Annotated in this window: 20 protein-coding genes and 1 pseudogene; 13 read left to right on the top strand and 8 right to left on the bottom strand. The window is 68.3% G+C overall.

The features are described 5' to 3' along the window. Positions 1–81 precede the first annotated feature (81 nt). Positions 82–531, bottom strand: a complete 450-nt coding sequence (locus ACZ6DL_RS32570) for a MarR family winged helix-turn-helix transcriptional regulator (RefSeq protein ID WP_466056870.1) — start codon at positions 529–531, stop codon at positions 82–84. A 103-nt stretch (positions 532–634) separates the two neighbouring features. Between ACZ6DL_RS32570 and ACZ6DL_RS32565 the strand changes: the two genes are divergently transcribed. Further along, positions 635–2,125 (top strand): MFS transporter, encoded by a 1,491-nt coding sequence (locus tag ACZ6DL_RS32565; protein WP_466056868.1) that lies wholly within the window; start codon positions 635–637, stop codon positions 2,123–2,125. Between the two features lie 10 nt (positions 2,126–2,135). Here the strand turns inward: ACZ6DL_RS32565 and ACZ6DL_RS32560 are convergent, their stop codons facing one another. After that, complete coding sequence (locus ACZ6DL_RS32560) at positions 2,136–3,266, bottom strand: lipase family protein (RefSeq protein ID WP_466056866.1); 1,131 nt, start codon at positions 3,264–3,266, stop codon at positions 2,136–2,138. 120 nt (positions 3,267–3,386) lie between these two features. On the opposite strand from ACZ6DL_RS32560, the gene ACZ6DL_RS32555 reads away from it, so the two are divergent. From ACZ6DL_RS32555 to ACZ6DL_RS32535, 5 genes are all read left to right on the top strand, one after another. Then, positions 3,387–4,007, top strand: a complete 621-nt coding sequence (locus ACZ6DL_RS32555; protein ID WP_466056865.1) for a TetR/AcrR family transcriptional regulator — start codon at positions 3,387–3,389, stop codon at positions 4,005–4,007. Positions 4,008–4,081: 74 nt separating this feature from the next. Beyond that, positions 4,082–4,786 carry an endonuclease/exonuclease/phosphatase family protein gene (locus ACZ6DL_RS32550; protein ID WP_466056864.1) on the top strand — a complete coding sequence of 235 codons (705 nt, stop codon included), beginning with the start codon at positions 4,082–4,084 and terminating at the stop codon, positions 4,784–4,786. 145 nt (positions 4,787–4,931) lie between these two features. Further along, a complete protein-coding gene (locus ACZ6DL_RS32545) occupies positions 4,932–5,459 on the top strand; it encodes a hypothetical protein (protein ID WP_466056862.1) in 528 nt (175 codons plus the stop codon). A gap of 356 nt (positions 5,460–5,815) precedes the next feature. After that, entirely contained in the window at positions 5,816–6,388 is a 573-nt protein-coding gene (locus ACZ6DL_RS32540; RefSeq protein WP_466056860.1) for a copper chaperone PCu(A)C, read from the top strand. Beyond that, positions 6,381–7,592 carry a Dyp-type peroxidase gene (locus ACZ6DL_RS32535; protein WP_466056858.1) on the top strand — a complete coding sequence of 404 codons (1,212 nt, stop codon included), beginning with the start codon at positions 6,381–6,383 and terminating at the stop codon, positions 7,590–7,592. The genes ACZ6DL_RS32540 and ACZ6DL_RS32535 overlap by 8 nt, the downstream gene beginning before the upstream one ends. A gap of 82 nt (positions 7,593–7,674) precedes the next feature. On the opposite strand, the pseudogene ACZ6DL_RS32530 reads toward ACZ6DL_RS32535, so the two are convergent. Continuing rightward, positions 7,675–8,826, bottom strand: a pseudogene (locus ACZ6DL_RS32530) (transcription termination factor Rho, short form); the annotation flags it as partial. Positions 8,827–9,332: 506 nt separating this feature from the next. Beyond that, a complete protein-coding gene (locus tag ACZ6DL_RS32525) occupies positions 9,333–10,355 on the bottom strand; it encodes an ABC transporter substrate-binding protein (protein WP_466056856.1) in 1,023 nt (340 codons plus the stop codon). A 155-nt stretch (positions 10,356–10,510) separates the two neighbouring features. Between ACZ6DL_RS32525 and ACZ6DL_RS32520 the strand changes: the two genes are divergently transcribed. The 5 genes from ACZ6DL_RS32520 to katG all read left to right on the top strand — a co-directional run bounded on the left by ACZ6DL_RS32520 (position 10,511) and on the right by katG (position 16,276). Then, positions 10,511–11,272, top strand: a complete 762-nt coding sequence (locus ACZ6DL_RS32520) for an enoyl-CoA hydratase (RefSeq protein ID WP_466056855.1) — start codon at positions 10,511–10,513, stop codon at positions 11,270–11,272. Between the two features lie 296 nt (positions 11,273–11,568). Further along, positions 11,569–12,099, top strand: coding sequence for a hypothetical protein (locus tag ACZ6DL_RS32515; protein ID WP_466056853.1), 531 nt, complete (start codon positions 11,569–11,571; stop codon positions 12,097–12,099). 12 nt (positions 12,100–12,111) lie between these two features. Next, a complete protein-coding gene (locus tag ACZ6DL_RS32510) occupies positions 12,112–13,281 on the top strand; it encodes a zinc-dependent alcohol dehydrogenase (RefSeq protein WP_466056851.1) in 1,170 nt (389 codons plus the stop codon). 284 nt (positions 13,282–13,565) lie between these two features. Beyond that, on the top strand, positions 13,566–14,009 hold the full coding sequence (locus ACZ6DL_RS32505) for a Fur family transcriptional regulator (RefSeq protein ID WP_040871953.1): 444 nt from the start codon (positions 13,566–13,568) through the stop codon (positions 14,007–14,009). Between the two features lie 35 nt (positions 14,010–14,044). Then, the gene (gene katG, locus ACZ6DL_RS32500; protein WP_466056849.1) at positions 14,045–16,276 is read left to right on the top strand and encodes a catalase/peroxidase HPI; all 2,232 of its coding nucleotides are present in this window, start codon (positions 14,045–14,047) and stop codon (positions 16,274–16,276) included. Positions 16,277–16,354: 78 nt separating this feature from the next. Here the strand turns inward: katG and ACZ6DL_RS32495 are convergent, their stop codons facing one another. Then, complete coding sequence (locus tag ACZ6DL_RS32495) at positions 16,355–17,020, bottom strand: phosphate signaling complex PhoU family protein (RefSeq protein WP_466056847.1); 666 nt, start codon at positions 17,018–17,020, stop codon at positions 16,355–16,357. Positions 17,021–17,227: 207 nt separating this feature from the next. Then, entirely contained in the window at positions 17,228–17,647 is a 420-nt protein-coding gene (locus ACZ6DL_RS32490) for a DoxX family protein (RefSeq protein WP_466056846.1), read from the bottom strand. A 263-nt stretch (positions 17,648–17,910) separates the two neighbouring features. Here ACZ6DL_RS32490 and ACZ6DL_RS32485 point away from each other — a divergent pair, with 263 nt between their 5' ends. Continuing rightward, positions 17,911–18,870, top strand: a complete 960-nt coding sequence (locus ACZ6DL_RS32485; RefSeq protein ID WP_466056844.1) for an MBL fold metallo-hydrolase — start codon at positions 17,911–17,913, stop codon at positions 18,868–18,870. A gap of 36 nt (positions 18,871–18,906) precedes the next feature. Here the strand turns inward: ACZ6DL_RS32485 and ACZ6DL_RS32480 are convergent, their stop codons facing one another. Together ACZ6DL_RS32480 and ACZ6DL_RS32475 are read right to left on the bottom strand one after the other, a co-directional pair. Then, the gene (locus ACZ6DL_RS32480) at positions 18,907–19,062 is read right to left on the bottom strand and encodes a hypothetical protein (protein ID WP_466056842.1); all 156 of its coding nucleotides are present in this window, start codon (positions 19,060–19,062) and stop codon (positions 18,907–18,909) included. A 13-nt stretch (positions 19,063–19,075) separates the two neighbouring features. Continuing rightward, positions 19,076–19,804 carry a nuclear transport factor 2 family protein gene (locus ACZ6DL_RS32475; RefSeq protein ID WP_466056840.1) on the bottom strand — a complete coding sequence of 243 codons (729 nt, stop codon included), beginning with the start codon at positions 19,802–19,804 and terminating at the stop codon, positions 19,076–19,078. A gap of 127 nt (positions 19,805–19,931) precedes the next feature. On the opposite strand from ACZ6DL_RS32475, the gene ACZ6DL_RS32470 reads away from it, so the two are divergent. Further along, positions 19,932–20,555 carry a TetR/AcrR family transcriptional regulator gene (locus ACZ6DL_RS32470; protein ID WP_466056838.1) on the top strand — a complete coding sequence of 208 codons (624 nt, stop codon included), beginning with the start codon at positions 19,932–19,934 and terminating at the stop codon, positions 20,553–20,555. Positions 20,556–20,568: the final 13 nt, after the last annotated feature.

Genomic DNA, 20,568 nt, shown 5'->3' with positions numbered 1-20,568 from the left:
GAACCCTAACCACCGGTTGTGGAGAGAACCGGCGTCATTTGTGGAGATTTCGTGTGCGTGGGCGGGCGGTGCGGCGCTCGTTCACGGCCGGGGCCATGGACGCTTGTCGATGCGTTCGATGTCGGTGTTGAACCGCTTCAGGAATCCGGCGAACGCGGCGACGTCCTCGGAGGTCCAGTCCGACAGCACGCTCTCGAGAGCGCGGACGTTGTAGGCGCGTTCGGCATCGAGCTGGCGCCCGCCCTCGGCGGTGAGGCGGAACTTGCGCGCCATGCCGCCGTCCGGATCCGGAATGCGTTCGACGAGACCGGCTTCGCGCATGGCGGTCGTCTGGCGGTGCAGCGTGGAGGTGTCCAGACCGAAGGCGTCGCTGAGTTCGCCCACGGACATCGGGCCCTGCACTCGCAGCCTGCTCAGCACCGTGTAGGCGCTGCGATCGAGGTGGCCGCTGCCCCGGCGGGCCTTGGCGCTGAGGCTGTGCCGCCCCAGCAGCATGGTTTCGAACTCCACCGAAGATACGGGCTTGTCCACACAACGCTCCTGCCGATATCCGCCGCTACGGGCTCATCTCCGCACCTATACCACACCCACCTACCCGGACCAGCGCATTTGCATACTGCAATTCTTGTGCATAATGCAATCGATATGTACTGTACACACAGGTCGAATAGAGAGGGAGATCCGCGTGGCAGCACGATCGGAAGTTCGGTCCGAGGGCATAGTCGGTGTACTCGCGGCGGCGGGCATCGTCGCCGCCCTGATGCAGACCTTGGTGGTGCCCCTGATCGGGGACCTCCCCCGGCTCCTTGGCACCACGCCGTCCAACGCCTCCTGGGTCATCACGGCGACACTGCTCGCCGGTGCGGTGGCCACGCCGATCACCGGCCGCCTCGGCGATCTCTACGGCAAGCGGCGCATGCTGCTCGCGTGCACGGTTCCGCTCATCGGCGGATCGCTGGTCTGCGCGCTGGCGAGTTCGGTCGTGCCGATGATCGCCGGACGCGGCCTGCAGGGCATCGGCATGGGCGTCGTGCCGCTGGGCATCAGCGCGTTGCGGGACCTCCTGCCCACCGAGCGGCTCGGCACGTCCATCGCGGTGATGAGCGCCTCGATGGGGATCGGTGGCGCGCTGGGGCTTCCGATCGCCGCCGCCGTCGCCGAGAACGCCAGCTGGCGCGTGCTGTTCTGGGGCTCGGCCGTGCTCAGCGCCGGCGTAGCCACACTGATCTGGCTGCTGGTGCCCGCCATCCCGGCGCGCGGAGGCGGCGGGTTCGACGTGCTCGGCGCACTCGGCCTGGGCACCGCGCTGGTGTGCCTGTTGCTCGCGGTGTCCAAGGGTGCCGACTGGGGCTGGACGAGCGGAACCACCCTCGGCCTGTTCGCGACCGCGATCCTGGTCCTGGCGGTCTGGGGCTGGTGGGAACTGCGAACCGCCGATCCGCTGGTGGATCTGCGAGTGACCGCGCGCAAGCAGGTGCTGCTGACCAACGCGGCCTCGATCGTGGTCGGGTTCGCCATGTACGCGCAGTCGCTGATCATCCCGCAGCTGCTGCAATTGCCGGTGGTCACCGGTTACGGGCTCGGGCAGTCCATGCTGGCGATGGGATTGTGGATGGCCCCCGCCGGTCTGGTGATGATGGCGGTTTCCCCGCTGGGCGCCCGGCTTTCGGCCGCGCGCGGCCCGAAGGTGACGCTCATCGTGGGCAGCATCGTCATCGCCCTGGGGTACGGCTCATCGGTCCTGCTGCTCGGGTCGACCTGGGGCCTGCTCGTCGTGACGTGTGTGTGCAGCGGTGGCGTCGGCCTCGCCTACGGCTCCATGCCCGCGCTCATCATGGGCGCGGTCCCGCTGTCGGAAACCGCGGCGGCCAACAGCTTCAACACGTTGATGCGCTCGATCGGGACCACGGTGTCCGCGGCGGTCGTCGGAGTCGTCCTCGCGCAGATGAGTACCGGTCTCGGTGGACACACCATCCCCACCGAAGCCGGCTTCCGCACCGGGCTGCTGATCGGGTGCGGCGTCTCCGTGCTCGCCGCACTGGTCGCGCTGGCCATTCCGGTCCGCAAGCCCACCGAGCCGTCGCGGGACACCGCGGAACTCGAGCCCGCGGCCGCGCGCGCCTGAGCGCCCCGGCTCAGGCGAACAGGCGCGCGACGAACGGAATGCTGTGCGGCAACGAAGCGGCCATCGTGGCGCTGTGATCCTTCCCCGCGTACACGTGGACGTCGGGCCGGACACCGTGCGATTCCAGATCGATGACCAGCTTCGCGGTCAACGGCGCGGGGACGTCGGTGTCGTTGGTGCCCTGCCCGATGAACAGCGGCCGGTCGTATCCCGTCAGCGGGACGTCCATGACCGGGCGGGCCGTGGCGACCAAATCGCCGTCGGCGAGCGGGCGGGAGAACAACTGGTCGACCGAGATTCCCTGCGCGCGATCGGCGAGCGGCTGGAAGCACAGCGACTCCGCCGCGGTCGCCAATTGCTTGCCGACCGGGCTGAGATAGCTGTCCAGATCGAAGCCAGGTCGCGCCGCCTTCAATCCGTTCATCACATACGCGATATAGGCGGTGAGGTGTGCGTTGCCGATCGCGGGCACACCGGGTCCGAGGAACGAAGCGGCCTCGACGATGTTGGAGGCAGGGCCGGTGGCGACGGCGCCGCGATAGTCGAGGTCGGGTGCGTATTCCGTCGCCAGTGAGGCGGTGAACACCGCGGCGCCGCCGCCTTGCGACTGCCCGATCGCCACCCATTTCGACGACAGCGAATCGTCGGCCGCGCGCGCCGCACGCACCATGTCGATCGCCGCGTGCGCCTCGGCACGTCCGTCCAGGTACGCGTGCGGTCCCGGGGTGCCCAGACCGATGTAGTCGGTCGCGACGACGGCGTAACCCTGGCGCATCCAGGTCGCCAGGTAGTCCAGGTCGCGTTTGCTGCGACCCGCGGTGGAAGGCGCGCATTCGTCGGCCAGGCCGACCGTTCCGTGTTCCCAGGACAGCACCGGCCAGCCCCCGCTCGGCGGCGTGCCCGCGGGCACGAAGACGGCGCCGCTGGACAGCGCGGGCTGATCGTCGGAGGTCAGGGTCCAGTACGTCAAGCGATGGGCCGAGCCCGCGCCCTCGATCCAGAGCGGTTCGGGCATTGCCTCATCGGTGGCGACCGTGCCCGGCGCCGCCCCCGCGGGATCGGCCACCGCCGGACCCATCTGCGCCCCCGCGCACAGCAGCGCCGCCATGGCCACGGTAATTCCCGCACGTCGCACCGACATGGGCGTCACCTCTCGATCGTCGGCTTGGTGTCTCGATGAGACACTGTAACCCCACAATCGGCTAAAGTGTCACTTTGAGACATCAACGACTTCGCGGAGAGAGCTGCGAACATGACGGGCGTGAACGGTCCACGCGAACGCGAGAAGACGCGAGTGCGCCGGGATTTGGTCGAGGCGGCGCTGCGGCTGTTCGAACTACACGGGTTCGAACAGACCACCGTGCAGCAGATCGCCGACGCCGCGCAGGTCTCGCGGCGCACCTTCCATCGCCATTTCCCCTCGAAGCTCGCGGTGGTCTTCAGCCACGAGGAAGACCTGATGGCGCAATTGCTCGCCGCCGTCGACCGGCGCCCGGCGAGCGAATCGGTGCTGACCGCACTGCGCGCGGCGCTGCGCGACTTTCTGCTCGACGAGCAGGACGCCCCGGCACGCCACCGCCAGGCGGACACGGCGCGCCGGGCCAGGCAGCTGCTGGTCGGCAACCCGGAATTGCGCCGGGAGAACTTCATCGGCGCCCTGGGACGCCAGCGCGCGATGGCGCTGAACTTCGCCGCCCGCGCCGGGCTCCCCGCCGACGATCTGCGGCCGCAGCTCACGGCCGCGGGCTGTTTCGCGGCCTTCGGCGTCGGCCTCGATCACTGGATGATGGGTGCGGACCATTCGATTCCGGCCCTGCACCGCATCCTCGATCGCACGGTGGCCTCGCTCCAGCAGGGCATCGATATCCAGGGCGCGGATTGAGCGCGCCGAGGGCGGCGCAGCCCGCGCCGTAACCCGTTCCACCCGGGTCGCATACCATCGCGAAGGTGATCACGGTGGCCACTTGGAACGTTCTGCATCGCGTGCACGCCGAGAACTGGTACGAGGACGTCGCTACCCGATGGCCGGACGAGGGGGCTCGGATCGCGGCGGTGACCGCGCGGGTGGCCGAACGCACCGAACGGATCATCGCGTTACAGGAGGTCAGCGGCGATCAGTTGGCCGGTCTGCGAATGGCGCTGCCGGGCCGGACGATCCACGCGATGCGGTATCAGCGGCTGCCGACGCCGCGGCGAGTCCCCAGCTCCCTGCTCGACGGCGGCGAATATCTGGTCGTGCTCACCGCCGAGCCGAGCCGTGAAGTCACCGCCGAATCCTTTGCCCAGGACCGCGGTAAAGGCGCTCTTGTCGTCGACGCGGGCGGCCTGACGGTGATCGCCACCCACGTGACCGGTGACCGGCGGCGCGCCGACCAGCTCACCCGCCTGGCCGAACTCGCCACCGACGCATCGCCGAACGCCGCGGTGATGCTGGGTGACTTCAACATCGACCGCGCCTCCGTCGCCGCCGGGTTGGGTGACGCCTTCGTCGTCGCCGGATACGCCGCAGGCGCGATCCCCACCCGCCCCCGCGATTCGGGCCCGAAGTCGCAGTACATCGACCACGTGGTGGTGCACGGCGCGACCGTCACGGCGGCGGCGGTCGACGACGTCGGCGGGGTATCCGACCACAACCTCGTCCACGCGGCCCTCACGGTCTGAGCGGGCCGCAGTCGCCGTTGCGCTGCGGAGATATCGCGCACCACGCCGATTCGGTCCGAACAGCTCGACTCGCGGCAGACCTGACGGCAGGGCTTGAACTCGATCCGGTGCCGGTCACCTCTACGACAGGAAGTAGTATGAGCCGGTGGATAATCCGGCGGTAGTAGCGGCGCGGATGCGCGGCGCGTTCGTCGGATCCGCGGCCGGGGCGGTGAGCATCGCGGCGCACGCGCTCGGCGGCGGCGCGCTGTCTCCCGGCGCCGCGCCGATCGCCCTGCTGATCGCCGCGTGCGCGGCGGTGGGCGTGCTGGCCGGTAGGCGGCCGCACCGGCGTGGACCGGGCGAGATCATGGCGACGCTGGCGGTGGGGCAAGCCGTCGCACACGTCGCATCCACCCTGTCGGCCGGCCATCACCACCACGCGGGCACCACGTCGGCGATGCTCTTGACGCATCTGGCGGCCGTTCCGCTCGGCGCGCTGCTCATCCGCGCCGCCGAACAAGGTGTGCTGCGGGCGGTTTCCGACGTGCGGCACGCGGTGCGCGTGCTCGCCGACGGGCCCAGCGCACCGGTCCGGCTCGGCTCGTTCGCCTTCGGCCGGGCGCTGGCTCGTCCACGGCGCCTGCTGCTCGGTTCGGGCTCCGGTCTGCGCGGTCCACCACTCCGGGCCTGACCTCTTCCTCGCGCCGGCGAGCATCGCGGGCTCACCGCCCCGCGACGCGAATCGGGATCGACATCGTCCACGCGGCCCGAAACCTGTCCGAATCAGCGAATGCCACGGCAGGTCGTGGCACGGCACAGCGGTTCGCCGCGAGATTCGGTGAGCCGCGGTCTATTTCGGCGAGTCCCCCAATGGTTGCGGCGTTCGGAACAGCGCCGGCCTTCGGCCGGTCCGGTGATGTCCACACAAGTCCGCCGCGCCGGCCGACAGCACCCGATGACGGACCGGCAGGCCCACCGGCGGATCGGTCGACGCCTCACGCCTCGTCGGCGCACCACACCACATCGCGCGAAACTTCCGGAGTTCTCATGTTTATCAATACCTTCACTGCACCACGCATCGCTCGCCTCCTGCGGGGCGCGATCGCCGCCGCGGCGGTGCCCCTTTTGCTGACCGCGTGCTCCTCGGCCGAGAAGACGGACACCGTCGCATCAGCCGACGCCGTGACGATTGCCGACCAGTGGGTCAAGGCGGCCGACAGCGGGATGTCTGCCGCGTTCGGCGACCTGATCAACAGCGGCGACACCCCCCGCACCATCGTCTCGGCCACCAGTCCCGCCTCCGGCCGGATCGAGCTGCACGAAGTGGTCACCGACGCGAACGGGACGAAGGCGATGCGGCCCAAACCCGGCGGATTCGTCGTCCCCGCGCACGGCCGCACCCAGCTGCGGCCCGGCGGCGACCACATCATGTTCATGGACCTGCACGGACCACTGCGCACCGGATCGGAGACGTCGCTCACGCTGACCTTCGACGACGGCTCGAGCACGACATTCACCGCGCAGGTGCGCGACTTCGCGGGCAACCAGGAGAATTACGTACCCGATCACGCGGGCGGCCAGTCACACGCCGGCGCGCAGACCCCCGCGCACGGTGGCTGAGCGGAACGGACCGCGACCCGCACGGATCAACCGGCGGCGCCTGCTGGGCGGCGGTGCCGCCGCGGCAGGCGTCGCCGGTGCCGGGCTCGGCGCCGCCGCCCGCATCGGACAGCGGGGGCCCGATCCGTCGCCGTGGGACGCGGCGGTGCCGTTCTACGGACCGCACCAAGGCGGGATCGATACCGTCGCGCAAGCGCACGCGGCGTTCGTCGCATTCGATCTGAGGGCGGGAGTCGGGCGCGAGGACCTCGTCGGACTGCTGAAGATATGGACCGGCGACGCCGCCCGGCTCACCCAGGGGCGGCCCGCGCTCGCGGACACCGAACCCGAACTGGCGCAGCGTCCGGCGCGGCTCACCATCACCGTGGGTTTCGGGCCCGCGGTGTTCCCGGCGGCCGGCCTCGAGCATCGCAAGCCGTCCTGGCTGCGGCCGTTGCCCCCGTTCCCCATCGACCGGCTCGAAGCCGCCTGGAGCGGAGGCGACCTGCTCCTGCAGGTGTGCGCGGATGAGGCGACCACGGTGTCGCACGCGGTGCGTGCGCTGTGCCGGAGCGTGTCGTCGCTGGTCACCGTGCGCTGGGTGCAGCGTGGATTTCGCGATGCCGCGCCGGGCGGGACGCCGCGCAACCTGATGGGCCAGGTGGACGGCACGGTGAACCTCGCTCCCGGCACACCGGAGTTCGCCCGCCTGGTGTGGGACGACGGCGCGACCCAGCCCTGGCTGAGCGGCGGTACCTCGTGCGTGCTGCGGCGGATCGCGATGACATTGGACACCTGGGACCGAATCGACCGAGAGGAAAGGGAACTCACCATCGGCCGCACCGTTGCCAACGGTGCTCCGCTGACCGGAACCGGCGAGTTCGACGAACCGGACTTCACGGCCGTCGACGCGAACGGGATACCCGTCATCCCCCCGTCGTCGCACATCGCTCGGGCTCATCACACGCACGACGGCGAGCGTTTCCTGCGTCGCGGCTACAATTACGACGACGCGCCCGCGCCGGGCGGGATCTCCAACTCGGGTCTGCTGTTCGCCGCCTATCAGCGCGACGTGGACACGCAGTTCGTTCCAGTGCAGCGCAGGCTCGCGGAATTCGACGCGCTCAATGTGTGGACGACGCCGATCGGTTCCGCGGTGTTCGTGATCCCGCCCGGGGTCGCGGCACCGGGCGGCTATCTGGGGCAATCACTGTTCGAGGCGTGAGACGTGTTCGGCGCCCGGCGGGCGCCGAACACATCAGGTCGGCAGAACACCCGCAAGGCATCTCGTCGAACAGCGCATCGTCTCAGCCCGCGTTGCGGATCTGGGTCAGGAAGTCTCCATTGGTCTCGGTTTGCCTCAGGCCGGTCAGCAGCAGTTCGAGCGCTTGCTGCGGGTCGCGGCCCGCCAGGGTCTTGCGGAGGGATCGGGTGGCGGCGAACTCATCGGCGGTGAGCAGCAGTTCCTCTTTGCGGGTGCTCGACCGGTCGATGTCGATCGCGGGGAACAGGCGGCGGTCGGCGAGGTGCCGATCGAGCTTCAGTTCGGCGTTTCCGGTGCCCTTGTACTCCTCGAAGATCACGGTGTCGGCCAGCGAGCCGGTCTCGACCAGCGCGGTGGCGACGATGGTGAGCGAGCCGCCGTTCTCGATATTGCGGGCGGCGCCGAGGAATTTCTTCGGTGGCGCGAGCGCCCCGGCGTCGACGCCACCGGAGAGGATCCGGCCGGACCCGGCGGCCGCCAGGTTGTAGGCACGGGCCAGCCGGGTCAGCGAGTCCAGCAACACGACCACGTCGCGGCCCATTTCGACGAGACGTTTGGCGTGTTCGATGGCCAATTCGGCGAGCGCGATGTGTTCGCGGGCCGGCTGGTCGAAGGTCGCGGCGGCGACCTCGGCGGGCACCGCGCGCGACAGGTCGGTCACCTCTTCCGGGCGTTCCCCGACCAGCACCAGCATCAGGTGGCACTCGGGATGATTCTTGGCGATGCCGTGCGCGATGGATTGCAACGCGGACGTCTTGCCCGCCTTGGGCGGTGCGACGACCATCGCGCGCTGGCCCTTGCCGATCGGCATCATCAGATCGGTGACGCGAGTGGTCAGCTCGTGCGGCTCGGTCTCCAGCCGTAGGCGGTCCTGCGGATAGATGGGGACCAAGTCGGCGAAGTGCGGTCGCGACCCGGCATTGCCCGGAGGCAGCCCGTTGACGCTGCCGACTCCGACCAGCGGTGCGAGTTTCGCGCCTTCCCGCTTGGATCCGACTGTGCCGGTGACGATATCGCCGCGGCGAAGGCCGTACTCGCGGATCGAGCGCGCGGGCACATGAGCATCGTGCGGTCCGGGCAAGTAGCCGTCGACGTGCAGCGAGGCATGGTTGTCGGTGATATCGAGGATGCCCGTAACCGATGTCGTGCGGTTCTCTCCGGTTGCGTTGTCTTGTCTGCGAATACTGTTGTCCTGCATGGATTTACTCCTGGTGGGTTGCGGATGCGGCGGGTCGCCATGAATGCCGCCTGCTGGAAATGACGCTCGCTGCGGCGCGCCGATGTGCTGTGTGGCCGGCGCCATCCGGTCCGAGCGCGGTGCCTGGGGCACGGCATGCGAGACCGCCGTGGCGAATGTGGACTCTTGTGGGAGGGAACTGTCACCTACATCCACAAGATGAAGACCGCACCAACAGTAGCGGCACCAGTGACAACACGCAATGGCGCCCGATTGTTCCAGTGGCCGATCGGATACCCGTCGCCATGATCGAACCAGTGCGACGCACGTCGCATGAATCGCTCGGCAGGCGATATCGGGCATACGCCCGGATTACGGTTCGATGTCCCCCACCAGGCGGTTTGCGCTATGTCCGATGGGATTCGGTCGCGGAAGTGGTCCTACATGCGAAACCAGGGATAGGAGCGGCACGGATGGACAGGTCAGGCTCTCGCGGCACAGCGGAGCCCGACCTGTCGTGCGCACTACTTCGGCGCGTACGGGTTGTATGCGTTGGTGTAGAACTTCGAAGGATCGAACGAACCGGTGATCGCGCCGGTATCTCGCAGCCAGGCCTCCCAGCGCAGAAAGTCGGCATCGGTGATGACGCCGCTGACGGCGGGCACTCCGACCGACAACCAGTACTTCACCGACGAGGCGTCCTCCCCCGATCGCTTCCGCTTCTCGATGATCTCGGTGAACTTCGCGATCACCTGGTCGCGCGGGGTCGTCTTCTGCCATTCGATGGCTTTGGCGACCCCGTCGACGAATGCCCGGACACTGTCGGGATTCTTGGCGATGAAGTCGTTGCGGAAAACGTACTGACCGCCGTTGAACGGACCGAATTCCTCGTAGTCGGTGAACACCGGACGCAGACCGCCGTTCGCGATCGCCCGCTGCTGGAATTGCCCGCTCAACGCGGCGACGTCGACCTGCCCGCGCCGAACGGCGTCCTCGGTGTTCGGCGGGGGCAACACCACCAGCTGCACCGACTTGATCTGTTGGTCGTCGAAACCGACCTTCTTCAACGCGGTGTGGATATCCGCCTCGGACTGGCCGCCCAGCGTATTCACTCCGATCTTCTTGTCCAGTAGATCTTTCGGAGTCTTGATCGGGCTGTTCTCGGGAACATAGAACCCGGTGAACGTCTTCTCGTCGGACCCGTAGTAGTTCACCACGGCCGTAATCGGCGCGCCGCCCTGCGCCAGCTTGGCCACCGCGCCACCGAACGCACCACCGAAGTCGACCTGACCGGTCGCCGCCGATTGGATGTCCTGCGGACCGCTGATGGTATTGCCTTGCCACTCGAGCTTCACTTTGCCGTCGAAGAAGCCGAGATCTTCCGCGAGTTCCGGAATGACGACTTGAGACGCCCAACCTTGATAACGCAGGACCGGCACACCGCCGGACGTACGGACCTCCCCGCCGCCGCATGCGGTCAGCAGCATCGCCACCGTCGCGGCGACTATCGCGCCGACCAGAAACCTGCTGTGCGCTCTCACGCTCATACTCTCCTCGCTAGCAGCAACACACTGACGCGTCGCAGTCCAGCGATCGTTGAGCACGGGCGATCTCGCGTCCATGATTGTCTTCGGCGCGATTCGAAAGCGGCGATCATCACGTGCGTGTCCACCTGCCGCGCCCGTGCGCCTACGATCCGGTCATGGCGGAGATCAGCACAGAGCGGCGGGACAAGGTAGCGGTCATCACCGTGCACGACCCGGATCGGCGGAACGCGTTGACACCGGAGTTGTCCGGACAACTGGCCGCCGCGGTGGCCGAGGCCGAGCGCGATACGGGCGTGCACGCGGTGGTCGTCACCGGAACCCCGCCTGCGTTCTGCGCGGGCGCCGATCTCAGCGCGCTCGGCGAGGCCCGCGAGCAGGGACTGCGGGTGATCTACGACGGATTCCTCGCGGTCGCGCGGTGCGCACTGCCGACCATCGCGGCGGTCGGCGGCGCGGCCGTCGGCGCGGGATTGAACTTGGCCCTGGCCGCCGACGTGCGGATCGCCGGCCCCCGCGCCCGGTTCGACGCCCGGTTCCTGCGGCTCGGCATTCATCCGGGTGGCGGGATGACCTGGATGCTGCAACGCGCCGTCGGGCCGCAGCGAGCCGCCGCGATGACGCTGTTCGGGGAGATTCTCGACGCCGAGGCCGCCCGCGACGCCGGTTTGGCGCACCGGGTGATCGACGGTGACCACGACGCGCTGCTGGACGGCGCGGTCGAGTTCGCCGCGGCCGCGGCCGACGCGCCGCGCGACCTGCTCATCACCACCAAGCGCACCATGCGCCACACCGCGAATCTCGTCGCTCACGCCGACGCGGTCGACGCGGAGATCGTGCCGCAGGTGGCCTCTCTCGAATCCCCCGAATTCGCCGCGCGGCTGGCGGCGAAGAAGGCCGAGATCGGCCGATCGAGATGATCCGACCGCGCTCGTACGGCAGGGGCCGGCCGCCGAGCGCAACCCTGGTCGGCGGCCGGACAGTCGAGGAAGGCGAGCTCCGGTCCCGCTGACCTCGTCGGACTCGAGCGACAACGGCGAATCCGGTTTGGTGTATCCGGCGGCGGGTAGCCGCTTCGAGACCGCATAGGACATGCGCGGCAGTTTCTTACTCCGCGTCCTCTGCGACCGGCGATTCGTGCCGCTGGCCCACAGGGCACGGTGCTTCTCGTGCGCGTCGAAGTGTCGGGCGACTACGGAGACCAACAGGAGGCCCCATGCACTACATCGATGACACCAAACATTTGCTGAGCGACCTCATGGGGTGGCTGATCGAGTCGGCGAGCAGCTATTCGAGCAGCCAGACCGTGACCATCGCTCGCCCGCGAGCCGAAGTCGAGCGGTTCTGGCGCGACCCGGCGAACCTGTCGGAGGTGCTGGGCGATATCGCCGAGGTCAGCTCGACCGAACCGTCGACCTACGAGTGGACGTTGCACTCCGGCACCGACGGGCGCACGACCTGGAAGACCACCCTGCGCGAGGAGGACGGGCACCTGCGGTTCGTCGGCTCGGACGACGAGGACGACGAGGACAGCGCCTCCGCCCTTGGCATCGAGGTCGACCTCGGCTTCCGGGACGCGCCGCGCAATCTGGGCACCGAGGTGACCATGCGGGCGCGGACCCCACTGCCCGACCTGCTGACCGGCGCGGCCATGTTCACCGCCCTCTATCGAGCCCGAGCCCGGCTGCAGACCGGCGAAATGCCCACTCTCGCCCACAATCCGAGCGCTCGCTCGTCGGCTCGGTGAACAGGAGGAGACATGCGTGCGCTCTGCTGGAACGGCGTCGACAACCTCGCCGTGGAAACCGTGCCCGACCCGACGCTGGTCAATCCGCATGACGTCATCGTGCAGGTGCGCCTGACCACCACCTGCGGCTCCGACCTGCATTTCATCGACGGATATCTGCCCGGCATGCGGGAAGGTGACGTTTTCGGGCACGAATTCATGGGCGAAGTCGTCGAAATCGGGGCCGAGGTCGGCTCGACAAAGGTGGGCGACCGCGTCGTCGTCCCGTCCTTCATCGGGTGCACATCGTGCTGGTATTGCGACCACGAACTGTATTCGATGTGCGACACCACCAATCCGAACGGTGCGCTGCAACAACCGCTGCTCGGCTATCCGAGCGGTGGAATCTACGGCTACACCCACCCCTTCGGCGGCTATCAGGGCTCCCACGCGGAATACGTCCGCGTCCCCTTCGGCGACGTCAACTGCTTCCGGATACCGGAAGGCATCACCGACGAACAGGCATTGTTCCTCTCCGATGCCGTACCGACGGGCCTGATGGGCGCCGAGTTCTGCAATATCCACCCCGGTGACACCGTCGCGGTGTGGGGCAGCGGCGGGGTCGGATTGATGGCCGGGCACACCGCCCGCCTGCTCGATGCCGACCGGATCTTCGTCATCGACCGGTTTCCCGAGCGGCTGCGCGTGGCCAGTGAGCAGTTCGGCGCGGAGACCATCGACTACACCACCGTCGACAGTGTCCAGGAGACGCTGCGCGAGAGCACCGGTGGCCGCGGCCCGGACGCCTGCATCGACGCCGTCGGAATGGAAGGACACGGCACCGGATTCCAGCAGATCTACGATAAAGCCAAACAACTCCTGCGGCTGGAATCCGATCGCGCGACACCGCTGCGCGAAGCGATTCTCGCGTGCCGGAAAGGCGGCGTTGTCGCGGTGCTCGGCATCTACGGCCTCACCGACAAGTTCCCCATGGGGGTCGTGACGAACAAAGGCCTCACCATTCGCACCGCACAGCAGTTCGGGCAGCGGTATGTGCCCCGGATGTTCGACTACATCCAGCAGGGTGACCTGGACCCGTCCTATTTGATCACCCACGACATGCCACTCGACGACGCGGTGTACGGCTACGACATCTTCAAGCACAAAAAGGAAGGGTGTATCCGATCCGTCTTCCGGCCTTGATGCCGGATTTCCGAAGGACTGGGTGACCCTCCGGCGGCCCGCGAGCCTCCAGCCGGGCGGCCCGGCTTCCCATGCGCACCGACGCTCGGCACTGCCGTCGGCGGGGGGCTTCGAGCCGCCTGATCGCGACCAACCGCCGGGGCGGCCGGCAACGCCGACGGTGGCACCGCCCCACCCGCGCAACCGACCGGCTACCAGGCCCGGAAGCGCCGATCTCGATTGGGAGAGCGCGACTTTCGGACAAACTCTTGACTCGTTCCAGAAAGCGGACGAGACTTCCGTGCATGCCAACGGCCTCGGAATTCCAGCAGCTGCTGCGAGGAGTTTCGCTGCGTGTGACCCGTCCCCGGGTCGCGGTGCTCAGCGCGGTGCACGACCATCCGCACGCCGACACGGAGTCGATCATCCGTGCCGTTCGATCCGCGCTGCCCGAGGTATCCCACCAAACGGTGTACGACTCGTTGAACGCGCTCACCGCCACCGGCTTGGTGCGGCGTATTCAGCCCTCCGGGTCCGTCGCGCGCTACGAGTCGCGGGTCGGCGACAATCACCACCACGTCGTATGCCGGGCGTGCGGGGTGATCGCCGATGTCGACTGCGCCATCGGCGATGCGCCGTGTCTGACCGCGTCCGATGACAGCGGGTTCTCGATCGATGAGGCCGAAGTCATCTACTGGGGCCTGTGTCCCGATTGTGTGGAAACACAGGCTTCCCGATCACATCCGTGATCGCAGCCCACATCACTCATTCAGGAAGGAATGCTGTGTCATCCGATAGCCGCCCGCCCAATCCTGACACCGAAACTCACAGCTCGAGCGAAAGTGAGAACCCGGCGATCCCGTCGCCCACCCCGAAGACGGATCATCGCCCCCGCAGCAACAAGGACTGGTGGCCGGAGCAGATCGATGTCTCGGTGCTGCACGCCCATTCGTCCAAATCCAACCCCCTGGGTGCGGACTTCGACTACGCCGCGGAGTTCGCGAAACTCGACGTCGATGCCCTCAAGGCCGACGTCGCCGCGGTCCTGACCAATTCGCAGGACTGGTGGCCCGCCGACTACGGCAACTACGGCGGCCTGTTCATCCGGATGAGCTGGCACGCCGCGGGTACCTACCGCATCGCCGACGGCCGCGGCGGCGGCGGTCAGGGCGCGCAGCGCTTCGCTCCGCTCAACAGCTGGCCGGACAACGCCAATCTGGACAAGGCTCGCCGGCTGCTGTGGCCGGTCAAGCAGAAGTACGGCAACAAGATCTCCTGGGCCGACCTGCTCGTCTTCGCGGGAAACGTGGCCTTGGAGTCGATGGGCTTCCAGACCTTCGGTTTCGGATTCGGCCGCCCGGACATCTGGGAACCGGAAGAGGTCTTCTGGGGCCCGGAGGACACCTGGCTCGGCGACGAGCGCTACAGCGGCGACCGTGAACTGGCGGGCCCGCTCGGCGCCGTCCAGATGGGCCTGATCTACGTGAATCCGGAAGGCCCCAACGGTCAGCCGGATCCGGTGGCCGCCGCGCGGGATATCCGGGAGACGTTCGGCCGCATGGCGATGAACGACGAGGAGACCGCCGCGCTGATCGTCGGCGGCCACAGCTTCGGCAAGACCCACGGCGCCGGTGACGCCGGCCTGGTCGGCGCCGAGCCCGAAGGCGCCCCGATCGAGCAGCAGGGCCTGGGCTGGAAGAGCGCCTACGGCACGGGCAAGGGCAAGGACGCCATCACCAGCGGCCTGGAGGTCGTCTGGACGTCCACCCCGACCCGGTGGGGCAACGGCTTCCTGCAGAACCTGTACGGCTACGAGTGGGAGCTGACCAAGAGCCCCGCCGGAGCCTGGCAGTGGAAGCCGAAGGACGGCGCGGGCGAGGGTGCCATCCCGGATCCGTTCGACGGCCCCGCGCGTACCCCGACGATGCTGACCACCGACCTCGCGCTGCGGGAAGACCCGATCTACGGCGAGATCACCCGTCGCTGGTTGGAGCACCCCGAAGAGCTGGCCGAGGCGTTCGCCAAGGCGTGGTACAAGCTGCTGCACCGCGATATGGGGCCGATCACCCGCTACCTCGGGCCGTGGGTTCCGGAGCCGCAGCTGTGGCAGGACCCGGTTCCCGCCGTCGATCACGAGCTGATCGACGAGCAGGACATCGCGGCCCTCAAGAGCAAGGTCCTCGAGTCCGGCCTGTCGGTAGCGCAACTGGTCAAGACGGCCTGGGCGTCGGCGGCCAGCTTCCGCAGCACCGACAAGCGCGGCGGCGCCAACGGTGCCCGGATTCGTCTCGAGCCGCAGAAGAACTGGGCGGTCAACGAGCCGGACGAGCTGGCCAAGGTTCTGCCGGTGCTCGAGCAGATCCAGCAGAACTTCAACGGTTCCGCCTCCGGCGGCAAGAAGGTCTCGCTGGCCGACCTGATCATCCTGGCCGGGTCCGCGGCGATCGAGAAGGCCGCGAAGGACGCCGGGCACGACGTCACCGTGCCGTTCACCCCCGGGCGGACGGACGCGACCCAGGAGAACACCGATGTCGAGTCGTTCGCGGTGCTGGAACCGCGGGCCGACGGGTTCCGCAATTATGCGCGCAGCGGCGAGAAGGCTCCGCTGGAGCGCCTGCTGCTCGACCGGGCCTACATGCTGGACGTGACCGCTCCTGAGCTCACGGTGCTCATCGGCGGCCTGCGGGCCTTGGGCGCCAACTACGGCGGCACCGACCACGGTGTGTTCACCGACCGGCCGGGCGTGCTGACGAACGACTTCTTCGTCAACCTGCTCGACCAGGACACCGAGTGGAAGGCGTCCGAGTCGGCGGAGAACGTCTACGAAGGCTTCGACCGGTCCTCCGGTGCGGCCAAGTGGACGGCCACCGCCAACGACCTCGTCTTCGGGTCGCACTCGGTGCTGCGCGCACTGGCCGAGGTGTACGCGCAGGACGACGCCGAGGCGAAGTTCGTGAACGACTTCGTCGCCGCGTGGGTCAAGGTGGTCGAGAACGATCGGTTCGACCTCGCCTGATCCGTCCGGGCGAATTCCAGGCCGGCCCTTCGGGGCCGACCTGGATTCTCGGGTCACGATGTCGCGTGCCGCCCGGAACTAGCCGGGCTGCAGTGCCGTGTCGTCGGGCCGCTGCCCGGTGGTCATGTACAGGGTGCGGCGGCCGACCTCGACGGCATGGTCGGCGAAGCGTTCGTAGTAGCGGCCCAGCAGGGTGACATCGACCGCGGCGGCGGTGCCGTTGTCCCAGCCCTCGGCGAGGATCGCGGCGAGCAGATCGCGGTGCAGGTCGTCCATGGTGTCGTCGCGGGCGTCGAGATCCGCGGCGTCGCCGGGGTCGGCGGTGGTCAGTACGCCGACCGCGGCGTCAGCGAGGTCGACCGCCGTCTCACCCATGTGACTCACCAGGTTGCGCACCGGTTCGGGGACGGCGTCGGCGGGATGCCTGCGCCTCGCGGTACGGGCGATGTGCTCGGTCAGGGTGCTCATCCGGGTGAGGTCGTCGACCAACCGCAGCGCGGTCACCACCCGCCGCAGTTCTCCCGCCACCGGCGCCTCGAGCGCCAGAAGCGTGACCGCGGCGTGCTCGGTACCCTCGCGCATCGCCACGGTTTCGGCGCAGTAGTCGATGGTGCGCTCGGCCAGCTCCAGATCCGCGCCGAGCAGCGCGTCGGTCGCCATCGCGATGGCTTCCCGATTGCGCGCGCACATCACTCGCAGTTGACCGGCGAGCTGCTCGAGGTGATCGTGATAGCGGGTGCGCACTACTCCATCATCGCGCGTATCCCACTCGTGCGCTGCAGGCTCGCGGCATCAGCCCGGTACAGGTCACTCCCCTGCCCTGGCGCACGGGTCACCAGATCGTTCGGGCAAATGCTCCACGGACAAGCCCACGCGGCGCCGCGCGGTCGGCACGCCGCTGTGAGTCAGGCGCTCCCGCCACGGCCGGACCGAGTCCGCTGCGAGACCCGGTCAGCGCTGCACGTGGCCTGCTCGTTGCACCTTCCTGGCGGCGAGCACCAGCGGGATCTGCAGCGGAAGCCGCACCAGGGCAACCGCTTTCACGGGCGCCGGGATCCGATCGTCGCGCAGCCAGTCGACCGCCATCTGAATGTTGGCCGGGAACACCGCCAGGAACAACCAGGCGGCCCATCGCCCGCCCCACCGCCGCGTCCGCGGCGTGACGAGCGCGGCGGCCACGACGAGTTCGGCGACCCCGGAGCCGTGGGTGTACAGGCGGGGCCGGCCGGGCAGCTGTGCGGGGATCACCGAATCGAACGGCTGTGGCGCGAGGAAGTGCAGTATCCCCACGCCGAACAGGAGCGCGGCCAGTCGCCGCGCCGTCGATGCCGCTGCGCGTTCGCTCGCGTCGGCGTGTTCCACTGATGCCATCACCTCTCGCTTTCCGGCAACCAAACGGCATACCTGCATGAACAAATAGAACCACTAGTAACTTAATTACCTGACGACTCTAGCGGCCCGGGTATAGGCGGGCGACACAACATCCAATTTCATCAGTAGTCGGCGGCTCCACCCCGCCATCCGGAGATCGCGAACCGCTCGACCAACGACGAGAACGAAAGTTCACATAGCGCGCTGCGCGAGTAGGCTGTCGTCGGACATGTCGCTGCCGGTCGGGCGGGGAAGGGGCGGGTGTGGGATTCGCATCAACCGGACCGTTGACGGCGCGCACCGGCGCTGCCGGAACGTGGTGGTCATGTTGTGCCGCCGGGATGTCGATGCCGTGGCGCACGGTGTTCCCCCGCCGCCCCGACGCGGAGTTGCTGGGCTCGATCACGAACGCGGGACTGCCCCCGGCGCGGGCCACAGTTCGTTTGACGGCGCTCGTCCATGGTGTGCGCCCCGCCCCGGCCTACGGGGTGATCGAAGGAGCGCTGCGGCCGCCCACGGTAGCGATCGCGATGACCAGTTTCCTCGTCGAACACCCGGAAGCTCGTTTCCTGGTCGATCCGGCGATGTGCGCCGACGTGCACACCCGGGTCCTGCCGCGGCTGCGCCGCCCCTATCGTGAGCTCGTCGCGCCGAGGAAACCGCTTGTCGGATTGGGCGATTCGCTGGCGATGTCGGCTATCCCCGTCGACGCGGTCGACTTCGCGATCGCGACGCATATTCACTGGGACCACGTGGCCGGACTGCTCGATCTACCGGCGTCACTCGCACTGCGGGCGTCCACGGCCGAACTGGCGTGGGCGACGGACCCCGCGACGGCCCCGATGGGAGTCGCCGAGTCGCTCGGCTCACGCCTCACCCCGGCCTTCGACCTCGACGGACCTCCGGTTCTGACCTTTTCCCGCAGCCACGATTTCTTCGGCGACGGCTCGGTCCTGGCGGTGGATCTCTCCGGCCACACCCCGGGCAGCATCGGGCTCGTTCTCGCCGTACCGGACGGCGGCACCGTACTGCTGGCCGGTGACGCCGTCTGGCGCCGCGAGCAGATCGCCCTGCTCCGCGAAAGACCTCCGCTGCCGGGCCTTCTCGTCGACCATGATCGATCCGCCGCCTTCGCCGCCATCCACCGCCTGTACCGCCTACCCGCCGGCATCGAGGTCATTCCCGCCCACGACCACGCGGCAGCGAAAAGATGGGCTCCGTAAGAGATCCCTTGCACCGGGGCACATTCCCGCAGCGGGTCAGCCGGTGAACGACTCCGTGCCGAGCCGACCCCAGGCCACATACGCGGCCGAGGCCGGATAGACCAGGTTCAGCACGATGAACCTGGCTTCGCCATCGCGGAGAGGGGTGATGATCGCGCCGATCCTCGCCCGATACCGGACAGCGCCGGCCACTCAGGGGCCTCGGTCATCTCCTGAAGCGGTTGGCGAGGGCGGGAAGCTTGGAGGCGGCCAGCAGGGCACGGAACTGCCAGCTGCCGTCCCCTGGGAGGATCCCGGCGCGTTGGGTGACATCGAAAGCGTCGTAGAGGGTTTCGCCTTCTTCCATCAGGCCGTCCTGGTTGAAGTGATAGCGGTCCACGGCCGGGCACTGGATGAATCGGCCGTCGCCGTGGAGCGCGGGCGCGCTGTCGTCGTAGGGATACAGGCGCAGCGGGCCGTCCCAATGGCCGCTGCCGATGTACCGGATGACCGTGCGCACCCGGCCTTCCGGCGTCACGTCGAGGTACACCTGGCCGGGCACCGGGTCGTATCGCCAATCCGGGATGGCGTCGAAGAAGGCGAAGTTGTACTTCACGAACTCGTCGATGCCGACGATCGTGCGTCCGAACGTGGTCACGTCGGTATAGCGGACGTCGGCGGTGTAGAGCTCATGGTTGAGGCTCATGTCCCGGACCAGGAAGCTCCACCAGTACTTCTTCGCCCAGTCGAGCAGCCAGCTCAGATCGATGCCGAGCTTCCCGTAGTAGGCCAGTTTGCGCTCGAACTCGCCGAACCACTCCTCGGTCGTGGCCTGTAGCTCCGCTTCCGGGACAGCCCGGATCGGCACCGCCCGGTTCGTGCTGAGGAACTCCGGTACCGGTTTCGACAATCGGGGACGACGCAGGGCTTGCTGGAACTGTTCGTCGCTGAACATGGGCAACCTTTCACCGCGGCCGCAGGGCGGGCGAGGCGGCGCGCCCGCCGAACTTGAATCAGATGATTCATCTTGAATCGGTTGATGTCAACAGGGTGGCGGGGCATCGCGATGCGAGGATGAGCGGGTGAATGCGCCCAAGCTCTGGCGTGGCCAGACGCTGCGAGACCGATCCGGCGATCGCCGCGAACAACTCCTGGACGTCGGGTTCGAACTGCTCGGTACGGCGGGGACGAGCGCGGTCACCATGCGGGCGGTCACGCGTCAGGCGAACCTGAGCCCGCGCTACTTCTACGAAAGCTTCGACAGCCGCGAGACACTGATCCGGGGTGTCTACGACCGGGTCGAAGCGGCCTTGCGGGAGCGAGTCGCCGCCATCGAGCCCGCCACCGATCCGCGCGCCGCCGTCCGATCCGCGCTGCGGATCTGCGCGGACTTCTTCGAAGAGGACCCGCGCCGCGCCCGGGTACTGCTGCGCGAGCCCCTCGCCGATGACGACCTGCGCCGCCACGTCGCCCTCCGGACGCCCGCGGTCGTCCGGGCCTTCGCTCCGGTCCTCGGCACGGCCGCCGTCGGCCTGTTCGCCAGCAGCGACGAGACGCTCGCCGCCATCGGCGCCGCCCTGGCCGGCGCCCTCACCGCGGTCTACGTGGACTGGGTCGACGGCAGGCTGCCGATGGACCGCGACCGGCTCGTGGACACCGCAGGCGACATCGTCGTCGCGCTGCTCAGCATCGCCTTCGAGTTCTGATCCGGGGCCTCGG

The sequence above is a fragment of the Nocardia sp. NPDC041819 genome, assembly GCF_055590505.1.
This window is presented reverse-complemented; position numbering and strand designations above follow the sequence as displayed.